Origin of the sequence: Desulfosporosinus hippei DSM 8344, from assembly GCF_900100785.1 — a bacterium.
In the GTDB taxonomy this organism is placed as follows: domain Bacteria; phylum Bacillota; class Desulfitobacteriia; order Desulfitobacteriales; family Desulfitobacteriaceae; genus Desulfosporosinus; species Desulfosporosinus hippei.
In genome coordinates this window covers 241,458-263,968 of record NZ_FNCP01000002.1, presented here as the reverse complement: position 1 = coordinate 263,968, position 22,511 = coordinate 241,458, and the positions used below count along the sequence as shown (strand labels likewise).

At 40.6% G+C, this 22,511-nt stretch carries 21 protein-coding genes and 1 riboswitch; of the genes, 4 read left to right on the top strand and 17 right to left on the bottom strand.

Features of this window, described 5'->3' with window-relative positions:
• Positions 1 to 2: 2 nt before the first annotated feature.
• A complete protein-coding gene (locus BLS16_RS03145; RefSeq protein WP_092329755.1) occupies positions 3 to 434 on the bottom strand; it encodes a metal-dependent transcriptional regulator in 432 nt (143 codons plus the stop codon).
• Positions 435 to 677: 243 nt separating this feature from the next.
• On the opposite strand from BLS16_RS03145, the gene BLS16_RS03140 reads away from it, so the two are divergent.
• The 3 genes from BLS16_RS03140 (at position 678) to BLS16_RS03130 (ending at position 2,649) form a co-directional block, all read left to right on the top strand.
• A complete protein-coding gene (locus BLS16_RS03140; RefSeq protein ID WP_092329754.1) occupies positions 678 to 1,370 on the top strand; it encodes a hypothetical protein in 693 nt (230 codons plus the stop codon).
• 64 nt (positions 1,371 to 1,434) lie between these two features.
• Positions 1,435 to 2,163: a DUF421 domain-containing protein gene (locus tag BLS16_RS03135; protein WP_092329753.1), complete on the top strand. Its 729-nt coding sequence runs from the start codon at positions 1,435 to 1,437 to the stop codon at positions 2,161 to 2,163.
• A 165-nt stretch (positions 2,164 to 2,328) separates the two neighbouring features.
• Positions 2,329 to 2,649: a CC/Se motif family (seleno)protein gene (locus BLS16_RS03130; RefSeq protein WP_092329752.1), complete on the top strand. Its 321-nt coding sequence runs from the start codon at positions 2,329 to 2,331 to the stop codon at positions 2,647 to 2,649.
• A gap of 60 nt (positions 2,650 to 2,709) precedes the next feature.
• On the opposite strand, the gene BLS16_RS03125 is transcribed toward BLS16_RS03130, so the two are convergent.
• The 16 genes from BLS16_RS03125 to BLS16_RS03050 form a co-directional block, all read right to left on the bottom strand.
• Positions 2,710 to 3,264, bottom strand: coding sequence for a manganese catalase family protein (locus BLS16_RS03125; protein WP_092329751.1), 555 nt, complete (start codon positions 3,262 to 3,264; stop codon positions 2,710 to 2,712).
• Positions 3,265 to 3,928: 664 nt separating this feature from the next.
• Positions 3,929 to 5,191: a phosphoribosylamine--glycine ligase gene (purD, locus tag BLS16_RS03120; RefSeq protein WP_092329750.1), complete on the bottom strand. Its 1,263-nt coding sequence runs from the start codon at positions 5,189 to 5,191 to the stop codon at positions 3,929 to 3,931.
• 77 nt (positions 5,192 to 5,268) lie between these two features.
• Entirely contained in the window at positions 5,269 to 6,813 is a 1,545-nt protein-coding gene (gene purH, locus BLS16_RS03115) for a bifunctional phosphoribosylaminoimidazolecarboxamide formyltransferase/IMP cyclohydrolase (protein ID WP_092329735.1), read from the bottom strand.
• Positions 6,810 to 7,427, bottom strand: coding sequence for a phosphoribosylglycinamide formyltransferase (gene purN / locus BLS16_RS03110; protein ID WP_092329733.1), 618 nt, complete (start codon positions 7,425 to 7,427; stop codon positions 6,810 to 6,812). Before purN ends, purH begins: the two co-directional genes overlap by 4 nt.
• Positions 7,390 to 8,436, bottom strand: a complete 1,047-nt coding sequence (gene purM / locus BLS16_RS03105; RefSeq protein WP_092329731.1) for a phosphoribosylformylglycinamidine cyclo-ligase — start codon at positions 8,434 to 8,436, stop codon at positions 7,390 to 7,392. The genes purN and purM overlap by 38 nt, the downstream gene beginning before the upstream one ends.
• A 135-nt stretch (positions 8,437 to 8,571) precedes the next feature.
• Positions 8,572 to 9,987 (bottom strand): amidophosphoribosyltransferase, encoded by a 1,416-nt coding sequence (purF, locus tag BLS16_RS03100; RefSeq protein WP_092329729.1) that lies wholly within the window; start codon positions 9,985 to 9,987, stop codon positions 8,572 to 8,574.
• Positions 9,988 to 10,137: 150 nt separating this feature from the next.
• Positions 10,138 to 10,851, bottom strand: coding sequence for a phosphoribosylaminoimidazolesuccinocarboxamide synthase (purC, locus tag BLS16_RS03095; protein WP_092329727.1), 714 nt, complete (start codon positions 10,849 to 10,851; stop codon positions 10,138 to 10,140).
• A 102-nt stretch (positions 10,852 to 10,953) separates the two neighbouring features.
• Positions 10,954 to 12,249, bottom strand: coding sequence for an adenylosuccinate lyase (gene purB, locus BLS16_RS03090; protein WP_092329725.1), 1,296 nt, complete (start codon positions 12,247 to 12,249; stop codon positions 10,954 to 10,956).
• Complete coding sequence (gene purE / locus BLS16_RS03085) at positions 12,246 to 12,761, bottom strand: 5-(carboxyamino)imidazole ribonucleotide mutase (protein ID WP_092329722.1); 516 nt, start codon at positions 12,759 to 12,761, stop codon at positions 12,246 to 12,248. The genes purB and purE overlap by 4 nt, the downstream gene beginning before the upstream one ends.
• A 166-nt stretch (positions 12,762 to 12,927) precedes the next feature.
• Positions 12,928 to 13,029, bottom strand: a riboswitch (purine riboswitch).
• A gap of 275 nt (positions 13,030 to 13,304) precedes the next feature.
• Positions 13,305 to 14,141 (bottom strand): 3'-5' exonuclease, encoded by an 837-nt coding sequence (locus tag BLS16_RS03080; protein WP_092329719.1) that lies wholly within the window; start codon positions 14,139 to 14,141, stop codon positions 13,305 to 13,307.
• 280 nt (positions 14,142 to 14,421) lie between these two features.
• Positions 14,422 to 14,592 carry an aspartyl-phosphate phosphatase Spo0E family protein gene (locus BLS16_RS03075; protein ID WP_092329716.1) on the bottom strand — a complete coding sequence of 57 codons (171 nt, stop codon included), beginning with the start codon at positions 14,590 to 14,592 and terminating at the stop codon, positions 14,422 to 14,424.
• Between the two features lie 364 nt (positions 14,593 to 14,956).
• Complete coding sequence (locus BLS16_RS03070) at positions 14,957 to 17,263, bottom strand: PAS domain-containing protein (RefSeq protein ID WP_092329713.1); 2,307 nt, start codon at positions 17,261 to 17,263, stop codon at positions 14,957 to 14,959.
• Positions 17,264 to 17,616: 353 nt separating this feature from the next.
• The gene (gene guaA, locus BLS16_RS03065) at positions 17,617 to 19,149 is read right to left on the bottom strand and encodes a glutamine-hydrolyzing GMP synthase (protein ID WP_092329710.1); all 1,533 of its coding nucleotides are present in this window, start codon (positions 19,147 to 19,149) and stop codon (positions 17,617 to 17,619) included.
• A 35-nt stretch (positions 19,150 to 19,184) separates the two neighbouring features.
• Positions 19,185 to 19,727 carry a hypoxanthine phosphoribosyltransferase gene (gene hpt / locus BLS16_RS03060; protein ID WP_092329707.1) on the bottom strand — a complete coding sequence of 181 codons (543 nt, stop codon included), beginning with the start codon at positions 19,725 to 19,727 and terminating at the stop codon, positions 19,185 to 19,187.
• 226 nt (positions 19,728 to 19,953) lie between these two features.
• On the bottom strand, positions 19,954 to 20,616 hold the full coding sequence (locus BLS16_RS03055; RefSeq protein ID WP_034600465.1) for a cbb3-type cytochrome oxidase assembly protein: 663 nt from the start codon (positions 20,614 to 20,616) through the stop codon (positions 19,954 to 19,956).
• Between the two features lie 194 nt (positions 20,617 to 20,810).
• Entirely contained in the window at positions 20,811 to 21,890 is a 1,080-nt protein-coding gene (locus BLS16_RS03050; RefSeq protein WP_092329704.1) for a hypothetical protein, read from the bottom strand.
• Between the two features lie 347 nt (positions 21,891 to 22,237).
• Between BLS16_RS03050 and BLS16_RS03045 the strand changes: the two genes are divergently transcribed.
• Positions 22,238 to 22,435, top strand: coding sequence for a hypothetical protein (locus tag BLS16_RS03045; RefSeq protein ID WP_242876170.1), 198 nt, complete (start codon positions 22,238 to 22,240; stop codon positions 22,433 to 22,435).
• Positions 22,436 to 22,511 lie beyond the last annotated feature (76 nt).

Sequence of the window (22,511 nt, the reverse complement as noted above, 5' to 3'; positions counted from 1 at the left end):
ACTTACTCTTTGGTTTTACTGGAAGACGTGATGTATTCCAGTAAAACCTCATACCATTTGGGATTTTCATTTAGGAAGGTGACAATAGCTTGAATAGATCGAATGGTGGCTTCTGATAGATAATGTTCCATGGCCTCAGCCTCTGCCGCAATATCACAATCAGTATTAATAAGTACTAGGAATTCCTGTAATAATTGGTTGCGCTTAACCAAGAAATTCCCCAGCTTTTTCCCTTTTTCGGATAGATTTATTTCTCCATAGCGTTGATAGTAAATATACTGACCGCTTCTTAATTTACGTAAAGCTTTAGTTACAGACGGCAAAGAAACCCCTAGTTTAATGCTAAGATCAGTTACTCGAACTGTATCTGTGGAAAGAGAGAATCGATAAATTTCTTCAAGATAGTCTTCTAAGCTAGGGGTAAGAGTTCCCATCTTTGCTCCTTTTCAACGGTATGTTTATTATCATACTTATGCAAGATCAGCTCGAAACTTTCCATCCTAGGATCCCAATAGCCAGCACATACTAAAACAAAATCTTAGGATTCTTCCGTCATTATTGTCTGACTCTTCTGCTTCTAATTAGGACAAGTTAAATTCCTTGGATAGAACCCAATAAAAAACACACAATAAACGACAGAACTAATTAGATAATAATCTACGGAGGAGGCACCTTCGATGAATGACTCAGATAATAAGACCTTAGTTCATCCTGGATTTCGCCGAATTTTACTCACAAACCCCACTGAAGAATCTTTAAATACAATTATCCAATACGAACTTTTTGATCAGATTACCCCCCCATTGAAAGAAGATATCCTTTGTCTCTTACCTGCTTGGGAACAACAAGCCTCTGACGGGAATGAGGTTCTTGCCGCCCTCATTCTCCACATGACCCAAAAAACCCATAATTTTATGGCTAACGAAAAAATGATTCAGTCAAATCTTTTGCGCATCCGAATTTTAGCTTCTACTCCGGGCTGTATCTCTTTTCCAATTCTTGAAGTCCAAGAACACCTTGGGCAATTCTTGAAATCAGCAGATATTCTAGCTGATCTACCGGAATTTAATGTGGTATCGTTTTCCGCAAGCGAAATTAAGCCTCTTTCCACAGATTTGACTCGTTTTGCCCTTGCTCCTCACAGCCGCCGTTACATACAAAATCTGTTTTACTCTGAACGCTGTGAAGCTATCCTTTCTGTTTTAGCACATATTGCTAAGAATTACCCTATCCTATCTATCTGTCGTCAAGCTTATGCACTTATGCTTTCACTGGATAACCTCGACACCTGGGGTAACCATCCCTTTTGTGTTCGCCTTATAGCAAATCGCTTTTGGGATACCAAATTAAAAAAGCTGGCTAAAGCCTGAGTACTATCTTATTTTGATCTTGAAAATATTTAGATAGGCCCTAGTTTTGGAAGGAAGTGAATTAATGGAATTAATCAAAGAGCTTCTCGTCGTGGTGGGACGGATCTTTACAATAATACCTTTGCTTTTGATTGTTACTCTATATATGGGAAAGCGTGCTATAGGGGAACTTCCAGTTTTCGACTTTCTGGTTATTATTACTTTGGGAGCAATAACAGGTGCTGACCTAGCTGACCCCAGCATTTCTCACATCCATACTGCAGTAGCAATTATTATAATCGGTCTTTTTCAAAAGGTCATAACCAACTCAGTAATTAAGCATCGAAAATTTGGACACTTAATTACCTTTGAGCCTACAATTGTAATTCAAGACGGACAATTGATTATGAGCAACCTTAAAAAAATTCGATTTTCCATCGACAATATTCTGCAGATGCTTCGTGAGAAGGATGTCTTTAATATAAGTGATGTACAGATAGGCATTATAGAGGCAAACGGTAATTTATCTGTTTTAAAACATGCAAATAAAGATTTAGTTACCCTTGAAGATATGAATCTAACAAAAGTAGGCTCTTCTCTTTCCTACCCTATCATTATCGACGGTGAAATCTATGGAAATGTCTTAAAGAAGCTTGATCTTTCCGAAGACTGGCTAGAGCAGCAATTAGCCACGCTGAACATTAAAACTCCCGCAGATATTTTCTTTGCCTCTGTAAATAATGATAACGAACTTCACGTTTCTTTAAAAAGCTTTATGGAAGACAAACAAAATATTGTTCCCATTACAAACTAACTAGCCCTTAAGCATAATTACTCAGAGTTTCATAAATTCTTTTCAACAATTTTTACAAATTTCACGTTGGCGTGGGATCTTATCTAAACTTGCCCCCCAATCTCTTGCAAGCAAAGACAAAAATGATAGAATAAGGTATGGCAACATCAAGGAGGTGAATCCACGTTGGATCCTAACCTTATAACAAGTAAGAATATGATTATTAACATTACACAAAACGCCTTAAAATTCCTCCAGAAGGCCAAAAAAAATAACCTTTACATAAAACGTCTGGTTGTCACACAATGCTGTATCCCCCTTTCCACTCCTCCTACTGTACGAAAAGGAAGTCCCAGAAAGCCTGAAAACTACTACCAGTTTTCTACAGATGGGATTACTGTTTTCTACGATCGTGACCTAATTCACAAATCACAACTTACTATCGATACTGAAGGATTTGGTTTTTCCGAACGATTAATGATTTCTGATTGGATTATTAAATACTAAAGTCGGCTTTATCAGCCGACTTTTTTCATCCTATTACTGGATCTATCTAAATTTAATGTTTCATTTCAGAACTTGCAAACTCATTTTATAGTCATAGATAAGCTCATTAAACTCCTCTGGAGTTCCGCTTTCCCGAACTAACCTTTGGGCCTTTTTCAATAAGTATTTATGTACATCTTCTCTGCCAATCAGAAACTTAATCATTTTCTTCATGTTTACATCATTAGTTAATTCCAGATGTTGCTTATATAAGCGAATCGCTCTTGTTTCTGCCTGTATATCCATTTGCAAAAGTTTATTGAGATCAAAACTCTGATCGATGTGCTTAATTTCCCTCAGAGCATCTTGAGCATTCAGTAAGGTTAATGGTGGCCCTCCTAATTTACTTACGGCTACCGAAATTAACTCCATATGCCCAAATTCTTCCGCAGTGATAATGCCTAACAACTCACGGATATGCCGGTTAGATATAAAAGATCTTTGGTGAAAGTATTGTAGGGCAGAAGATAATTCACCATCTATCCCTGAATAATGTTCTATGAGCAATTTGGCAAATGCCGGATCTTCTCGTTCAACATGAATCGGATAAAACAAACGCTTACTATAATTAAACATTCCCTTCTCACCTTCTTATTAAGAGTCCTGCCTTTATTATATGGTGATAGACTTGGCGAGGTCACACTTTCCTTAAGGTGTTCATACACTAATCTCGAGGAAGTGAAGACGAGTGTGGTTAAGTTGTCCTAATTGTCAGAGCCTGGATCACTTGAGTAAATGGATTCAATATACGGCTCAAACCCTAAAGATCAACATAATACCGGCGGCAAAAAGTCCAATTTATGTGTGTCCAAAATGTTTTAATACCTCACCGAGTAGAATCTTACCCCGGATCAGCCATTAAGCAGCAGTTAAACCCATTACAACATATCTAAGAAATTCCCAGTAGCTATGCTAGCCCCAAGACAGTTAAATTTCGGGCAAAGAAAAAGGATCTTACCTTCGTTAACAGGCAAGATCCTTTTTCTCTGTAATTTTTCCATATAGGCAAGGACCAGAAAAGATCTTCGGAAATCAAGTAACGAAAGGTCATACATCCGAACAATAAAAATCCCCTCCATTTCGATAGAGGGGAAAAGAAAGAAGGGGAGAAAAATGAGAAGAATTTATATTAACCGCTAAAAAACGGATAATCATTGTCTACTGAGTTTAGTATAGATGATCACTGTTACATTACCATGAACTTTGTGTGAAGAATGTGTTAAACATAAAAATGGAAATTTTAGTTCAACCCTTTAACTCCAATATCTCTGCGAAAATGGGCTTTGGGAAAATCGATTTTATTAATCACAGAATAAGCTTTTTCACGAGCCTCTTGCAAGGTTTTACCCTCCGATGTTATGCCTAAAACCCGGCCCCCATTACTTACAAGCTGGCCTTCATTAATTCCGGTTCCTGCATGAAAGACTACTACATCCGGATCATTTTCTTCAGGTAATCTGATCGGTATTCCTTTTGTGTAAGTTGCTGGATAACCCTCCGCAGCCATTACAACACAAACTGCAACCTCTTCTTTCCAATCTAATTGAACCTTAGAGAGATTTGTTTCTGTACATGACCAAAGAATAGGCAGAAGATCTGATTTAAGTCGTTTCATTACGACTTGAGTTTCTGGATCCCCAAAACGAACGTTGTATTCCAGAAGTTTAGGTCCCTGCTTCGTTAACATAAGCCCTAAAAATAATACACCTACAAATGGGGTTCCTTGCTCTTGCATAATCTTGAGGGATGGCAAAACAAGATCGTGCATAACTGTTGCTTCAAGTTCTGTCGTCCAGATTGGTGGTGGGCTGTAAGTCCCCATACCTCCTGTGTTCAGTCCTAGGTCACCATCTAAAGCTCGTTTGTGATCCTGAACAGGAACCATCGGCAAAGCTGTGACTCCATCTGAAAAACATAGCAAACTTACTTCCTGTCCTTCTAGAAACTCTTCAACCAGCAGTTTTTTGCCGGCAGAACCAAAATTGCCATCCATTATTTCATCCACTGCTTGAAGAGCAGTTATCAAATCCATTGCCACTATAACTCCCTTGCCGGCGGCTAATCCATCTGCTTTTAAGACACAAGGAGCCCCAATGGTTTCGATATACTGTTTGGCCTGGATTGGATCTTCAAAAACTTGACACTGTGCTGTTGGGATATTAGCACTTTGCATAATCATCTTTGCAAAGGATTTACTGCCTTCCAACTGAGCGGCAGCCTTTGAGGGGCCGAAAATTCGCAGACCTGCCTCCTGAAAAGCATCTACTACGCCTATACTCAAAGGATCCTCCGGACCAACAACCGTTAGATCAATCTTCTCATTAACTGCAAATTCCACTAGTGCCCCAATGTCATGTGCGGAAATTGGAACATTCCAGTACTCAGTGCCGGCATTTCCCGGAGCCACATATAAACGTTCAAGTTCAGGGCTTTGGGCCAACTTCCAAGCCAGTGCATGTTCACGACCACCGCCGCCGATAATTAATACCCGATGCTTCTTCACCGTTTCACCCCACTTGTCATTTAGCAGAAACTATCGTTCCCAAAACAAGACTGAACTAAATCAATTGAAAATGTCAACTAATGCTGAAAATGTCTGCGATGGGTAAAGACCATGATCATATTTAAACGATTTGCTGCTTCAATTACTGCCTCATCCCTAACAGATCCTCCAGGCTGAACAATTGCGCGAATCCCGGCACGAGCAGCCTCTTCAATAGAATCCGGGAACGGAAAGAATGCATCTGAGGCTAAATAAGCTCCGTTAGCGGCATCTCCGGCTTGATCAAGAGCTATCTTAACAGAGCCCACCCGGTTCATCTGCCCGGCTCCAACTCCCAGAGTATGCTTGTGATCAGCTACAACGATAGCGTTTGACTTAACATGCTTGACAATGCGCCAGGCAAAATCAAGGGCGATCAAATCTTCTTCCGTAGGTTTTTGTTCTGTCACAAACTCCCATTCAGATACCGGAGTTGTCCCTCGATCAATCTCTTGCACAAGGTAACCGCCTTCAACACTTCTATAAACCCAACCGGACATAACTTTGCCCAATTCTCCTCTACCTACCACAAAGAGTCGTAGATTTGTTTTAGAGCTAAGAATCTCTTGTGCTTCAGGACTAAAGTCCGGCGCAATAATAACTTCATAGAATCGTTCTTTAAGTGCTTCAGCACAAGCTGTATCTACTACACGATTAAAAGCGATAATCCCGCCAAAAGCAGAGACAGGGTCTGCGGCAAAGGCACTTTCATAAGCCTCAAGAGGGGTCTTGCCCATTGCCACTCCACAAGGATTCGTATGTTTAATGATTGCAGCTGAACAAGTTTCAAATTCCCGCACGAGCTTCCAGGCAGCGTTCATATCGATCCAATTATTATAGGATAGTTCTTTCCCTTGAAGTTGTTTTCCGTTGGCAAGTGTCCCTACCCCAGCCTCAGCATTGATATAGAAGGCAGCCTTTTGCTGTGGATTTTCACCGTAACGAAGTTCTTGAACTTTTTGTGCAGTTATACGCAGTGTCTCCGGAAATGTATCCGGTGGTTCAAGTTGCCGCTCTAAGTACCCGGCAATTAGACGATCATATTCAGCAGTATGGGAAAAGGCTTCAGCAGCCAGTCTCTTCCTCATACCCGCGGGAACTGTTCCTGCTTCTCGAAGCACACTTAATACTTCTTCGTAAGATTCTGGATTGACGATAACCGTAACCCGTCCGTGATTCTTAGCTGCAGCGCGCACCATCGTTGGCCCACCAACATCAATGTTTTCTATAGCTTCCTCAAAACTAACTCCAGGCTTAGCTATAGTCTCCCGAAATGGATAAAGATTAACAACTACTAAATCAATATATTTAATTCCGTTTTTTTCCATTTGCTCCATGTGTTTGACACTATCGCGAGCCAAGATTCCCCCGTGAATTAACGGGTGGAGGGTCTTAACTCTGCCATCTAGAACTTCAGGAAATCCAGTGACCTCACTCACATATTTGACGGGAATATTAGCCTCATCTAATGCTTTATAAGTTCCTCCGGTAGATATTAACTCAAAGCCGATATCTACAAGTTCACGGGCAAAGGAAACAATACCCGTTTTGTCTGAAACACTTATGATTGCTCTTCGCTTCATCTCAATTCCTCCTGTTGCAAAATCTGTACTCTTCGTCCAGACCGTTTCACTTGTCCTAAGGCTAGCAAGCGAACGACTTCCGGATAGAGACGGTGTTCCACCGCTAAAATTCTCTGAGACAAGCTCTCTTCCGTATCCTCTTGGAGCACAGGTACGGCTTCTTGTAAAATAATCGGACCACTATCCAAGCCTTCATCTACAAAGTGTACAGTACAACCACTTACTTTAACCCCATATTCAAGTGCCTGGCGTTGAGCATGCAGACCAGGAAAAGCAGGTAATAAGGAAGGATGGATATTAAGGACGGGAAAAGAAACTTCCCTCATAAACGAGGGACTCAGAACCCTCATATACCCAGCCAAGAGTAAAAGTTCCACCTCATTTTCACCCATCCAATTTAAGATATCTGCCTCTTGGGCTTGACGATGGAGGTACTGATTGCTGGGAAAAACACGACTTGGGATTCCCGCCTCTTCAGCGCGCATAAGTGCGCCGGCCCCTGGAGAGTCCGATCCAACTGCCACAATCTGGATAGGCAGACTGCCACTTTGATAGGCTTTGATTAGTGCTTGGAGATTACTCCCTCGGCCCGATGCCAGTATTGCCGTCCTCATAAGCCACCCCTTCTCCCATTATGACACTCCCTAAAACAAAGCTGTTTTCACCCAATTCATCGAGTTTCTGTCGCACCAGACTCTCATCTTCCGCACGTACAACAAGGACAAAACCAACTCCCATATTGAACGTCCGATACATTTCTGGCCAGGCAACATCTCCTAAACGTTGAATCAGCGAAAAGATTGAAGGACGCGCCCATTTTGTAGTATCAATTTTAGCCCCCAGACCTGCCGGCAAAACCCGTGGAACGTTATCTGTTAACCCACCTCCAGTAATATGAGCCATTCCAAGTATCTCTACTCCAGAAAGAAGGGATAAAATCGATTTAACATAAATTCGGGTTGGGCGCAGTAAGGCATCTCCCAGAGATTCCCCTAACTCAGGGAATTTTTCATCTAAGGAATAGGGGGCAAAGATTTTTCGGGCTAGGGAGTACCCATTGCTATGTAGACCGGAAGAAGGCAAACCGATAAGGATATCTCCTACACGAATTTTTGAGCCGTCTATTAACTTATCTTCATTCACCACTCCCACCGAAAATCCTGCTATGTCATATTCATCTTCTGCATAGAAACCAGGCATTTCCGCAGTTTCTCCTCCAATTAAGGCACAACCAGCCATTTCACACCCTCTGGCAATCCCCTCAACAACCTGGGACAGCCTTTGCGGCTCGACTTTACCTACGGCTAGATAATCAAGAAAGTATAAAGGCTCCGCCCCTTGTACTAAGATATCATTGACGCACATAGCGACTGCATCTTGCCCAATCGTATCATGTCGATTCATTTGAAAAGCGAGGCGCAGCTTCGTACCTACTCCGTCGGTTCCTGAAACGAGGACTGGATTTGGGTATTTAGCCAAATCCAGTTTAAAAAGCCCGCCAAAACCGCCTAATCCGCCGAGAACCTCTGGCCGAAGAGTCCGAGCAACCGCTGGCTTTATACGTTCTACTACTTCATTCCCAGCTTCAATATCAACACCCGCATCTCGGTAAGAATATCCCAAGATTAATTCCTCCTACCCTTAATGTGTCAGAGCTTATAGCATTAACTATACTCTACCATAGTAAGTTAAATAATTAGTCCAAAGGACTTTCAGTCTTAGGATCAGTCTCTTAATCCCCGAGACTGGCCATTCCCTTCAGAATATGTTCTGAGATTCAAAGTTCTTTTTACCTCTGTTTAAGTTGGAAACGGGGATAGGATAGGATCCATTAAAACATGCCAAACAGACAGACTCTGTCCCTAAAGCGCGAAGCAAGCCCTCCTCAGAAATATAGTGCAATGAATCGGCTCCAACATACTTTCGAATACCTTCAACATCTAATTTGTTGGCAATAAGCTTTTCCCTTTCTGCGGTGTCAATACCATAGAAGCAAGGGTAAGCAACCGGAGGAGAACTGATTAAAAAGTGTACCTCTTTGGCACCTGCATTCTTGACCATTTCAACCAACTTGAAACTAGTAGTTCCTCGGACAATAGAATCATCGATCATTACAACTCGTTTATCTTTAAGCACGCTGGTATTGGCATTGAGCTTAAGACGAACCGCTACTTCTCTCATAGCCTGTGTGGGCTGAATAAATGTTCTGCCCACATAACGATTTTTAATAAGTCCCTCTCCAAAGGGTATTCCCAGGGCTGTAGCATACCCTAGAGCTGAAGCGGTGCCAGAGTCTGGAACTGCAATTACAAGGTCTGCATCTATAGGACATTCACGTGCCAATTCGATACCCATCTGCCGCCGACTTTCGGCAATATTTAACTGATCCATCGTACTATCAGGTCGAGCAAAATATATATATTCAAAGGCACAGGACGCCTGCTTAGTTTTTAACAGGCCTGGGCGTGAGTGCAAGCCTTCTTCATCGATTATTATAATTTCACCGGGTTCCACATCTCTCACAAACTCTGCCCCTATTGTATCCAGAGCACAACTTTCCGAAGCAAGGCAATACCGCCCCCCCAGCCGTCCAATGCATAAAGGACGAACACCTAGCGGATCACGGATTCCAAAGAGTTTATCCTCAGCCAAAATAACCAAGGCATATGCTCCGCGTAGATCCATCATAGTCTTAATCAAGGCATCTTCTAAGGAATCCCGACGGTAGCGGGTTATAAGATTAATAATCACTTCACTATCAACTGTTGTTTGAAAGACTGCACCATTTTTACCCAGTTCTTCTCTTAGATCTGAGGCATTAGTCAGATTCCCGTTATGCGCTAAGGCCATCATCCCTTTTTGATAGTGAACCACTAAAGGTTGAGCATTAGCCAACAAACTTGATCCTGTCGTGGAATAGCGTACATGTCCAATTGCCATTTTTCCCTTCAGACCATCCACTATTCTATCGGAAAACACTTCCGATACCAGGCCCATTCCTTTATGCACGTTAATGCTCCGTCCGTTCGAAACTGCGATTCCGGCACTTTCCTGCCCGCGGTGCTGTAAGGCGTAAAGCCCATAATAGGTAAGACGGGCAACCTCCTGATCAGGAGCATAGATTCCAAAGACTCCACATTCCTCTTTCGGTTTGTCCTCTCCAAATTCGAACATTTTCGGCCCCTCTCTCCTCCTTAGTTCGAGCATGCGGCGAGGTACCTTAGAGTATTTCCTAAGCGAGTACTTCACCGCGTTATTCTCAGGGATGAAACCTTCCTAAATCCAACTTGACTTCTAAAGCTTTATTTTATACCGTCTTTTAGTCTAAGCAAGAACAGCCTTTACTCGGCGGTAAACTTCCTGATACGCTTCTTCAACCTTTCCTAAATCACGACGGAAGCGATCCTTATCCAGCTTTTCGCGGGTTTCAATATCCCAATACCGACAGGTATCCGGGGAAATTTCATCTCCAAGGTATACTTTTCCATCGCGGATCCCGAATTCAAGCTTAAAGTCAATTAACTCAATGCCTGCTTTTACTAGAATAGACTGTAGGATTGAGTTTACTTTTAAGCCTAATGCTTGAATTTCTGTAGCAATATCCCTACTCGCCCAGCCCATTGCCTCAACATGGGATTCATTAACCAACGGATCCCCTAGGGCATCATCTTTGTAATATAACTCAACTACCGGATGGGGAAGCACGAAACCTTCCTCTACTCCTAAACGCTTTGACAAACTTCCGGCAACAATATTGCGAACAACTACTTCTAGGGGAATCATTTGTAAACGGTGAACAAGCATATCTCTATCACTCAATAAATTAACAAAGTGGGTTGGAATGCCGGCCTTTTCTAATTCTACAAAGAATAACGCAGATAGCTGGTTGTTAACTAACCCCTTGTCCATGATTTGACCCTTTTTTTCACCGTTGAAGGCTGTCGCATCATCTTTATAGGCTACCCAGAAGTATTCATTTTGATCAGTATCATAAACCCGCTTAGCTTTTCCCTCATAACGCAATTCTAACTTTTCCATAATAGTTACCCCTCTCTTAGTCGTCAGTTATCTAAATTTCAACCTTTAGTTCATCGTTGTTTGCTTGCTCTTTAACTCCATTTTGATTCTATCTCCGTTTGTCTAAATAAGCTCTAAACGCTGGAAAATGTCGGCTACATGCTTGGTATGATACCCATAATCAAAGAGTTCGTTAATTTCCTTTTCATCTAAATATTCCCGTATCTTCGTGTCTTTACTTATTAGGTTCTGAAACTGCTCTTTAGTATTCCAGGCTTCCATAGCATTGGTTTGTACCAAAGCATAGGCTGCTTCGCGACTAACCCCTTTATCAACTAAGGCCAACATGACACGTTGAGAAAAAATCAGTCCACAGCCCTTATCAATATTGACCTTCATTTGCTCTGGGAATACATTCAGTCGATCTATAAGCTGCGTCATCTTGTGGAGCATATAATCTAAGGCAATTGTGCTGTCCGGTAAAATCATGCGCTCCGCTGAGGAATGAGAAATATCTCGCTCATGCCATAAGGCTACATTTTCTAGTGCTACTTGAGCATTGGCACGAATGACTCTTGCCATGCCACAAATACGCTCAGGAGTAATCGGGTTTTTCTTATGCGGCATTGCCGAAGATCCCTTCTGTCCTTTTCCAAAGGCCTCTTCTACCTCATGGACATCCGTTCTCTGTAAATTACGAAGTTCCGTTGCTATTTTATCTAGAGTACTTGCAATGCCAGCAAGGGTTGTCATAAAAAAGGCATGTCGATCACGTTGGATGATTTGTGTCGAAATCAAGGCCGGCTTTAGGTTAAGTGCCTGACAAACATGGGCTTCTACTTGTGGATCAACATTAGCGAATGTCCCTACTGCACCGGAGATTTTACCCACTCTGATTTCCTCCCGGGCAAAGGCTAAGCGCTGCTTCTGACGTCTGATTTCATCGTACCACAAAGCAAATTTCAACCCTAGAGTGATGGGTTCAGCATGAATTCCATGAGTACGGCCCATCATAAGTGTATCCCGATGTTCAATGGCTCTACGGCGCAGAACCGCTTCCAGCCCTTCAAGTTTTGTCAGCAAAATCTCGGAGGCTTCAACTAATTGCAGGGAGAGAGCTGTATCAAGGATATCCGAAGAAGTTAGACCAAGATGAATATGTTTAGCTTCATCTCCCACGTGCTCTGCAACATTGGTCAAAAATGCTAAGACATCATGCTGAGTAACTTCCTCGATCTCTTGTACCCTTTCCCAAGAGAATGCAGCCCTCTTTCGAATGATTTCAACCGCCTCATTCGGAATCTTCCCTAACTTAGCCCATCCTTCGCAAGCGGCAATCTCGATTTTCAGCCACAATTCAAGACGATGCTCATCTGTCCAGATCCCTCCCATTTCCGGAAGAGTATAGCGTTCAATCATATTACTGTCCCCTTTATCCCTTCGCTTACCATCTTCTGCAATGCTTCGTCCTTGGCCTCAATGTCTATCATCATTTTTGCCCGATAGTTTTTCACCTTGTCATTTAGAGGTTTATCCTGAGAGGCTAGAATTTGGACAGCGAGCAAAGCAGCATTTTTGGCAGCACCAATACCAACCGTTGCAACGGGAATCCCAGGGGGCATCTGAACGATAGAGTAAAGGGCATCTATACCCTGCAGGGATCCGCTACTTAGTGGGACACCTATTACAGGCAATGTAGTGGCTCCTGCAATAACCCCAGGCAAATGAGCGGCTAATCCTGCTGCCGCGATAATTATTTTTCCACCTTGAGTTTCAAAAGCTTTTACCCAGGCTACGGTTCTCTCCAATGTCCTGTGGGCAGAGGAAATCTTAACTTCGAAATCAACTTCAAACTCACGGAGAACTTTTAAGGCATCTTCCATGACTTTGTAATCCGAATCACTACCCATAACAACCCCAATTTGGCTCATTTCTTTCGCCTCTTTCATAGTATGTTTTTCAAATTGCAAAAAAGCCCAGGCCTAAGGCAGATCCCCCCTTTTAAACAGAGTGAAACCTACCCGCCTGGGCTTTTATCCCTTCGGTGTAATTTGATCGCAATCAAACCTGTACCACTCGGACAATGCAAATCATAGCCCTAGGTACACTTTCGCTCATAGTCAGGTCATTTACGGCGGCCTGGTAGAAACTTGCGGACCATATCTCCGCGGATATATGAACTCCTTATGAAATTTTCTAAGTTCATTTTACAAGAAGGTTATCTATAGGTCAATAGAAATTCCGAACAATATTAAATGTTTTTCAAAAAACGTTCGACAGGGTGAGGGGCATGAGATTAAATAACCATCTCTATTTACACCATAAACTTGGTTTACGAGCACATAATGCCACAGCTTTAGTAATGATGTTCAAATCATCACAAGTTGTGGCATTTTGGAGACATTTTCGAGTTAGACCAATAGACTTTTTCAAGCAATGAAAGTTGTCTGAAATCAGTGTTTTTCCAACTCCTTTTAAAGTTTTTGAGAGTCTGCTGATTCTTCTGTTTTATAGATCGAATCCTTGGAAGTAATCCTATACTCCCCATTACCATTTTGAGTGATCCGGGAAATATGGCGAACCGGCAGCTTACAATTATCACAATAACTATGAGCAAAGTATTTTTTTGCTTTTGTCATTTCTCTAGTTTTTGGCAAGATATTATCACATTCAGGACAATGTATGCTCACTTTTGCTAATAAGGCTTTGAGCTCTCGAATCTTTTCCTCATTTTCTTTTTGTACTTTTCCCCAATCAATTATTGAATTAGATTCATCAAACACTTCCTTGAAAATTTCTGCTGTATAAAATGCATCACTCAAAGCATCATGAAATGGTGATGTTTTTTCAATCTTTAAGCTTTCAACAGCACTTTCCAGGCTCGGTTGCATTGTTAGACCTTCACGCTTCATATAGATCTGTTGGATATTTATGTATTTATCAAAAGACAGCGAATCTATGCCAAAAAACAAGCAATTATCTCTTAAACCCAGCATATCATCATGCCCCCATGAGCATAAAACCGGATCCTTATCAACCCAATCACAAAAGCTCTTAATTGCTTCATTAAAAGATTTGCCTTTAATAACCATGTGTGAATTAATATTTGTTTTTTTCTTAACATAGGGATTAATTCTTTTATAAACTACAGGTCGAATAATTGAATTGAACTCCCCAATGGCCTCCAGATTTTCGTTTAGCTTTACCGCTCCAATCTGGATAATTTCACTTTTCAAAGAAGGATTTGCGTAGTCTCCTTCGTTAAACTTGAAAAACATATTAAATTCAAGGTCAAATACAATATAGTTCATTTTGCCCTCCTCTGCTAGTCTATTATAATCCCTTTAAGAGATAAAAGCACTTAACTAGTCCTTATTTCCATAATATATCCAGTATTATTGCAATAAAAGTACAGCTACCGTACTTATGAATTGGAAATAAACAAGCCCAGTTTATCTGAACATAAAATATTGAACCACGTACAAAGCCTAAACTTTAGAACATATGATCTACCTTTTGATTGGCAGCAAAAAAAAGGACACCTGCAAGATTGGATTCTCTTGTGGTATCCCTTTGTAACTATATTCTTGTTTACCAAAAGCTTAATTGTTGATAAGAAACAACCCTTTGGTATTGATTAAGCAGCTTGTCTAATTGTTGACTAACCTCAACGACTTCACTATCAACAAGGTTACGAGTAAGTTCGAATTTATTGAGTTTCTGACGTAATGCCTCAATTCTTTTCAAAAGTTTCTTTTCCACACGGATTCCTCCTGAAAATCTCTTCTCAAGAAGATTTTATTGCTTTAAAGATGAATTAGCAAGAATAAATTATCCATTAATAGGTAATCATTTGTCGTAATATGGTATTCCTTCCACATTAATTCCATAATATCAGATACTAAGCTATAATCTATATTTTATGCCTGTCGAAACCCAGACAAGGGCAGTTTAATGATGAATGTTGTGCTCTCGGGCCCGGTTTCCAGGCTAATTGTTCCTCCATGTCGATAATAGTGTTATGTTCGACACAGGCTTAATTCAAGTCAACCCATCTCACCTGATAATTGAACAACCAAATACTTAAAGCACCCTCAGGGTGCTTAGTAACTTCATATGGTTATACTCACGTTTTGCCTTTTGACCATCTCTCAACTATTGCGTAGAATTTTTCGGAATCAATTGGTTTTGCTAGATAATCATCCATCCCTACATCAATACATTTTTCCCTGTCACCAACTAAAGCGAAAGCAGTAGTAGCAATAATCGGAGTATGCTTATTAACTTCCCGCTCCATATCCCTAATAATTCTTGTAGTCTCATAACCACTTATATCAGGCATCTGAATATCCATGAATATGATATCAAAACATTCCTTTTTCATTATTTCTATGGCTTGTTTGCCATTAGTTACTATTGTTAAGGCAATATTTCTCCTTTCACAGAGTTTCTTCATAACTACTCCACTTACGTAATCATCTTCAACAAGTAAGGCCGTTGAAGAAGTTGCAGTCACGTTAAGAGTATCTTCATTGTTAGTATTATTGATCTCTGTGTTATCCATTGCCGCCTTAAAGATTGCACTAAAAGAAAAGCAGCTACCAACTCCTAGCTTACTCTCCACACTTATTTCTCCATCCATCATGTTAATAAGTTGTTTCGATATCGCTAGACCTAACCCTGTTCCTCCATACTTCTTGGTTACAGAATCATCACCCTGTGTGAAGTAGGTAAACAGCTGCCCCACTTTATCGTCTGCAATGCCTATCCCTGAATCATTTACCGAGAATACTAATTGCAATTTATCCTCAAATACTTTGCCCTTAGCTATTGATAATTCGATGCTTCCCTGTTCCGTGAACTTTATAGCATTTCCTAAAAGATTAAATAACACTTGTTTAAGTCTATCAGGATCGCCTATCAGGCGATTGACTATTGTTCTCTCAATATAGGATTTATATGAAATCCCTTTTTGCTTTACAAGAGTTTCCATTACTTTGTTAACATGATTAACTAACATATTAATATCAAATTCTTCCTGACTTAACCTAAGCTTACCCGCCTCGATTCTTGATAAATCAAGGATATCATCGATGATCTTTAATAGGTCATCGCCACTAGCTTTTATAATAGTAGCCATTTCCTTTTCCTCATCTTTTAGATTCATTACAAGTAGTTGAGCCATCCCCAGAATACCATTCATTGGGGTTCTAATCTCATGGCTCATATTTGCAAGGAACTGGCTTTTTGTTTTATTGGAAGCCTCTGCTTTTTCCATTGCTTCTCTTAGTGATTCTTCATATTCTTTGAGTTTGGTTATGTTATTAGCAATACCAACTCTCTTTATAATTTCACCGTTTTCGTCACGAATTGGAAAAGACCTCGTCCAAACCCAGCGAATATTTCCATCAGGTTGGATAATTCTATACTGTTCATCAAACAACCCTTTTGAAATGTATTTGTCCTCCAAACGTACTTTTACAATTCTATCTTTATCTTCAGGGTGTATAGAGTCTATATAAGAAAGAGGGTTTTCATACATACTTTGGCATGTTTTACCCGTTACTCTCTCGTACGCCGAACTAATATAAACGAACTGCCCATTCTGCTGAATATAAATAACTTCACCAAGGTTTTCGGCAAGTTCTTTGAATTTTTCTTCACTTTCTTTTAGCTTGAGTTCACTCAATTTCCGCTGGGTTATATCTTGGATTACTCCGTAACTGCGAACTGGTAATCCAGAAGCGTCAAACTCATGCCTTACTTTTTCATGAACCCATATTATCTCGTTATCCTGTCTAATTAACCTAAAATCAAATTCGCATTCACTCCCGTTTAATAGCACTTGCATGATATTTATAACAAACTCTTTGTCATCAGGATGAATTGACAACAAGAAGTCATTAATGGTGGGTATAAATTCCTGTGGCTCAAAGCCACCTATTCGAAACATTTCATCAGACCAAAGACAGTCCCCAGTCATAGTATCAAATTCCCAATATCCTAATTGTGCAAATTCCTGTGCTTCTAGTAATCTCTCCCTTAATTTTAAGCAATCTTGTTCCATTTTTCTCTTTTCTGTGATGTCTCGTCCTGCCGAATAAACTAGACCTTCAGTCCAGTCAACCCTGGTATTCCATGATAACCATTTATAAGTCCCATCTTTACATCTATGATGCAGTTCAAAACTTGAGGAATCATTTTTTTCATTGAATAAGGTTTGCATTGTATTTTTAATGGCTATTACGTCTTCATCGTGTAAAAAGACATGAAGAGTTAAGCCGACAATTTCTTCGCTACTGTAACCTATTACATTCTCAAACGCGGGGTTTACGTACTTAAATACCCCTTCCATATTGGTTATACATAATAGTTCAGGGGTTAAATTCACCATATTCTCATAGTTCTTGTTACTCAAGCTAGAGTTGTCCAATCTAGTTCCTCCAATTCTCTGACAGGGTTTAAGCTCTTAACTAAATCAGAAAAGCAATACAACTCCACTTTACTGCCCATTTACAAGTCTTATTTTAAGAATATAATTCGACACGATTCCCCATAAAACCTTCCTTTACTCCCTTCAATCTAATTTTATTGAAGTATCAGAATGCAGCAATCATCACTGCCCTTTCGCTAATTTATCTTTTAGCTTTCAAGTGTCTTGTAAGCCGGTAACAACAAAACAGGTGGCTATGATGACGCCAAAAACTGACTGAAATCATAACCACCTGCCAAATACTCATACACCCATTAAACCCTTGAAAATCTAGTGTTTATGCTACATCTACCCTACTCCCACTCAATGGTTCCAGGGGGCTTTGAGGTGATATCATAAACCACACGGTTGACACCTTCGACTTCGTTGACAATCCTTGAGGATATGTTATGCAGAAGCTCATAAGGGAGTCTGGCCCAATCTGCCGTCATGGCATCTTCGCTGGTAACTGCTCGGAAAATGATAGGATACTCATAGGTTCGACCGTCTCCCATGACACCGACACTTTTGATGGAAGGGAGAACAGCGAAGCTTTGCCATAAATCACGGTACATGCCCGAACGGCGAATTTCTTCAAGAATGACTGCATCTGCTTCACGCAAAATATCTAACTTTTCACGTGTTACTTCTCCAAGAATTCGGATTGCCAGGCCAGGCCCTGGGAATGGTTGCCGCCAGACAATCTCCTCACTCATCCCTAATTCAATACCTAACTCACGAACTTCATCTTTAAAAAGCATGCGTAATGGCTCAATAAGTTCAAATTTCATATCTTCCGGCAAGCCGCCAACGTTATGATGACTCTTAATTGTTTCAGCTGTATCCGTTCCACTTTCCACAATATCCGGATAAAGGGTACCTTGAACCAAGAAATCTACTTGCCCCAACTTCGCTGCCTCTACTTCAAAAACACGAATAAACTCATTGCCAATAGCTTTACGCTTAGTTTCCGGGTCAGACACCCCTTCAAGCTTTTTCAGGAAACGCTCGTGGACATCTATAAAAACTAAGTTAAGCTTAAACTGCTCTGTAAAAATCTTTTTTACCTGTTCAGCTTCATTTTTACGCATAAACCCATGATCAACAAACACACAGGTTAGCTGATCGCCAACTGCACGATGTACTAAGGCTGCAGCTACGGAAGAGTCTACTCCACCACTCAAAGCACAAAGAACCCTTCCCTTTCCAACCTTAGCTCGTATCTCGGCAACCTGCAGCTCGATGAAAGATTCCATCGTCCAGTCTCCGGTACATTTACAAATATCAAAGAGAAACTTCTCTAACATCGCTTGTCCATCCGGGGTATGCTTAACTTCCGGATGAAACTGAACACCATAGAAATGACGCTGTTCATTCATCATGGCTGCAACTGGAGTATGATTAGTATGAGCAGCAACACTAAAGCCCTCCGGCAAGGTTTGGACAGAATCTCCGTGGCTCATCCAACAAGGACGTTCTCCTCCCAAGTCCTGCCAAAGGTCTGTTGCCTTATCGACTGTAAGCATTGTTTTCCCATATTCTTTTACTTCGGGGTGTTCAACACTACCTCCTAATTGTACGGTCATTAACTGCATTCCGTAGCAAATCCCCAGTATGGGAATCCCTAGTGAATATATTTCTAAATCGACTGTAGGGGAATTCGGCTGATTGACACTTGCCGGTCCGCCGGAAAAAATTATCCCCTTAGGCCGACGAGCCTTTATTTCATCGATAGGGGTTTTATATGAAATCATTTCAGAATATACATGTGCCTCTCGCACTCGCCGAGCTATTAATTGATTATATTGTCCTCCAAAATCCAATACCAAAATGACTTCTTCTGTCACGATTATTCAACACCATTCTTGTTTATTTAAATTAATTAAATGATCTCATACGCTTCTTGTTTTAATACTCCAACATAAGGCAAATTGCGATATTCCTCATTAAAGTCCAAGCCATACCCTACAACAAATTCATCAGGAATTGAAAAACCATTGTAATCAGGGGTAACATCTGCCTGTCTGCGCGCAGCCTTATCAAGAAGTGTAACCACTTTGACACTTAAAGGATTTCTTGCTTTAAGATTTGCTTTTAAGTATTTTAGGGTTAGTCCGGTATCAACAATATCTTCAATAATTAAAATATGGACATCGTCAACGCTTCGTTCTAAATCCTTAAGAATCCTTACTACTCCAGACGATTGAGTGGACGCGCCATAGCTTGATAATGCCATAAAATCATAGGCCAACGGCAATTTAATCTCTCGAATAAGGTCCGACATAAAGGGCACTGCCCCTTTCAAAATCCCTAGAACTAAAAGATTCTTGCCTTCATAATCTCTAGTAATTTCTGCCCCTAATTCTGCTACACGTTTTCCCAATTCTTCCCTTGATATCAGCACTTTCGCAATATATTCTTCCATTTAAGGCACCTCCACTATCCTATAAATTCAACAACTGAAAAACTCATGCCAAAACTATACCAGAGGCTTGCCCATTGTGCAAACGCTTTTATTACTTTAATGTTATTTAATTTAAAGAAAACTACAGGATTTAACGTTATTTAAGTTTTTGATCAGTCAAAAAAACATAGCAAGCAGTATGCTTAAATATTTGCATACTGCTTGCTATTAAACTTAGAACTCCTTTTTAAATGTTAGGTGCCTGAATATCTATCTTCTTACCAATATCTTTAAACTCGAGTGTCATCGTCATGGGGTCGGACTTGGCTTTATTTTTCGCTTCAATAGCCGCTTTGACTATTGTTTTATCTGATTTGCGAATGTAAAGCGTATACTGAAAATCCGTCCAAAATACCTCCATCATTTGATTCTGTACACTAGGTTTTAATTGGCATACCCATACTCTATCACCATTTACTTTCTCTTGACCTCTAAGCATCACCTCTCCAATCTCTTTCATCTGAAGCGAAGATAAGGGATTGAGCTCCGCCAGAAAGACTTCCTGGGCTGCAGGAGCGTTAGCAAAACGAACCCACTTTTTACTGAAAGGATCTTTACTATAGGTAGAATCACCAATTTTTATCATCTCTACCTCGCTCCCGACTAGCTGACCCATGATTCGAATGTTCCCACCGTCCTTCTCCCCTTGAATCTGAGTAAGTACGCGATCTTTCCCCTCGACCCATTGGTGCTGGGTTAAACTGTAGCGAAAAGAGGGCGCTGCGTTTAGTCGTTCTAAGCCGTGCGTGACCATATCGATGGGTTCTGGCTGCCAAAAAAAGCGTCCTAGAAATACCCCTATCAGCACGATGCTGATTCCGATGAGTAACCAAATTCCTCTTTTCTTCATCACATGCCCCCCTGGCGGAGTTCTTACCCTACTTATATGTGTACTTAGCTTGCCCTATTCCAACATAAGTACGAAGGGCATTCACATTTACAATACTGCACTGTATTAATAAAAGTACCTAAGCCACAGAGAAAGGGCTTAAGTACTTTGTTAAATCCTATTGCATTATCAAATGTGAGAACAGCTTATGATTGTTATACGCTTAAGTCAACATGTTGAATTGTTCCTGCACTACCATTTTCCCTAAGAAAAATTCCTGTTTTTTGAATTTGGGCATCGAGCTGGTTACTGGTATTTTTTAAGGCAAAGCTCGTATTGACATTTCCCAGATAGATAGCTCCAATTCCCTTTTCGCCAAGAGCTAATAATTGATCATTACCCTCAGCATCCTTTGTCGAGATACGCAGTTTTTCGTAAATAGCATCATTCTCATCGATCCAGCCATTTTCGTCTAAATCATAATTAGCTAGATCAGAAAACCCATCTCCGCTGTTGGGCCCAAAAAGCTCCTTGCCATCGTTGATAATTCCATCTTGATTAAGGTCTAAGGCTAAAAACCCGCTGCCAGGTCCGACGAAGGATATTTGATCCAATGCTCCATCGGCATCAATATCAAACGCATATTTTTTCTGTGTAACTGATGCGCTTGCTGAACCATAGTTGATAACTAGCGGGTCAATTAAGGCATCACCTGCACGGACACTAATGTCATTCCTAGACATAAAATCTCGGCTAAGGTTTAATTGCAGATCTAGTTTGATTTCTTTGCCATCTTCAGTTTTTACCGCTACATGAGCTCTAAAGGATGTACTTTCCGTCTCATAATGAGTCGTACTTTTATTATAAATAAGTCCCCACCCTACGCTCTGCGGCAGCTGTAAGCGCTGGATTGTCATAACCTTTGGGTCTTGGATGTTAAGGAATAGATTGGGATCCTTAAGCTCAACCTTTTGGGGTATCACAAACTTAATCCTTTTGCCTGTTAAGGCTTTAAATAACCTTTGGATAAGCTCAATCCTTCGTTCATCCGACTCGCTAAGCTGAAAAAGAGAATCTGCTTCACTATGGGATTTGCTCACCTCAGTTTCCTCAGACATCTGAAGATATTTAGCCTGTTCAGATATTTCTACCGTATCGCTCTCCAGCTTGGTAAAGTCAACTTGGTTAATCGTATTCCCTCTGTTATCCCATGTTTTAAGGGACTCTAGACTCACAGTTGCTTCAGAATAACTATGCTGGCTGCTCATAGCTACATCTGAGCTTGCAATTCTCATAAACCCACCTCCTGCCAATCATCATTAAAGTCTAAACTGCCATTTTAGTTCTTATCGGCACATAAATGCTGTGAATTTATAGTAAATATTAATGTTTTGTTGCTTTCGACACAACATATCATGTAAGCAGAATTATCGACATCTCCTATCAATTAAACCATGTTTATTAATGATTGTATTCAGAATCATAACATGTAACCTTAGTTCAACAAGTTTCAATACTAACTGTTCGATTTTCATTATTTAGACAGCATCGAAAAAAAACCAGTTACCATAAAACGTCAGACATCATTCCTTAAATTCAGGAAATACTGGTGTTTAATAGTTAAATATTCAAGGAGGAGTTCATGTTGAGCCACAAAGATCAGGCAACAAGAGAAGCTTTAGCAAGTGAATTAGGAGAACTTAAAGCTAAATACTCTCAATTGGAAAAAGCATACACAGAGTTAAGGAACCAGACTTTAACGCCACAAAACATGAAACCTGACAATACAGTTTACCAGGAGGCAAATATAGCGGCCTTGAGCGAACTAGGACATTCTTGATGAATGGAAATAGTCGTTACAACGACGGAAAGAGGCTCCACAATAATTCGCAAATTATTGTGGAGCCTCTTATTTT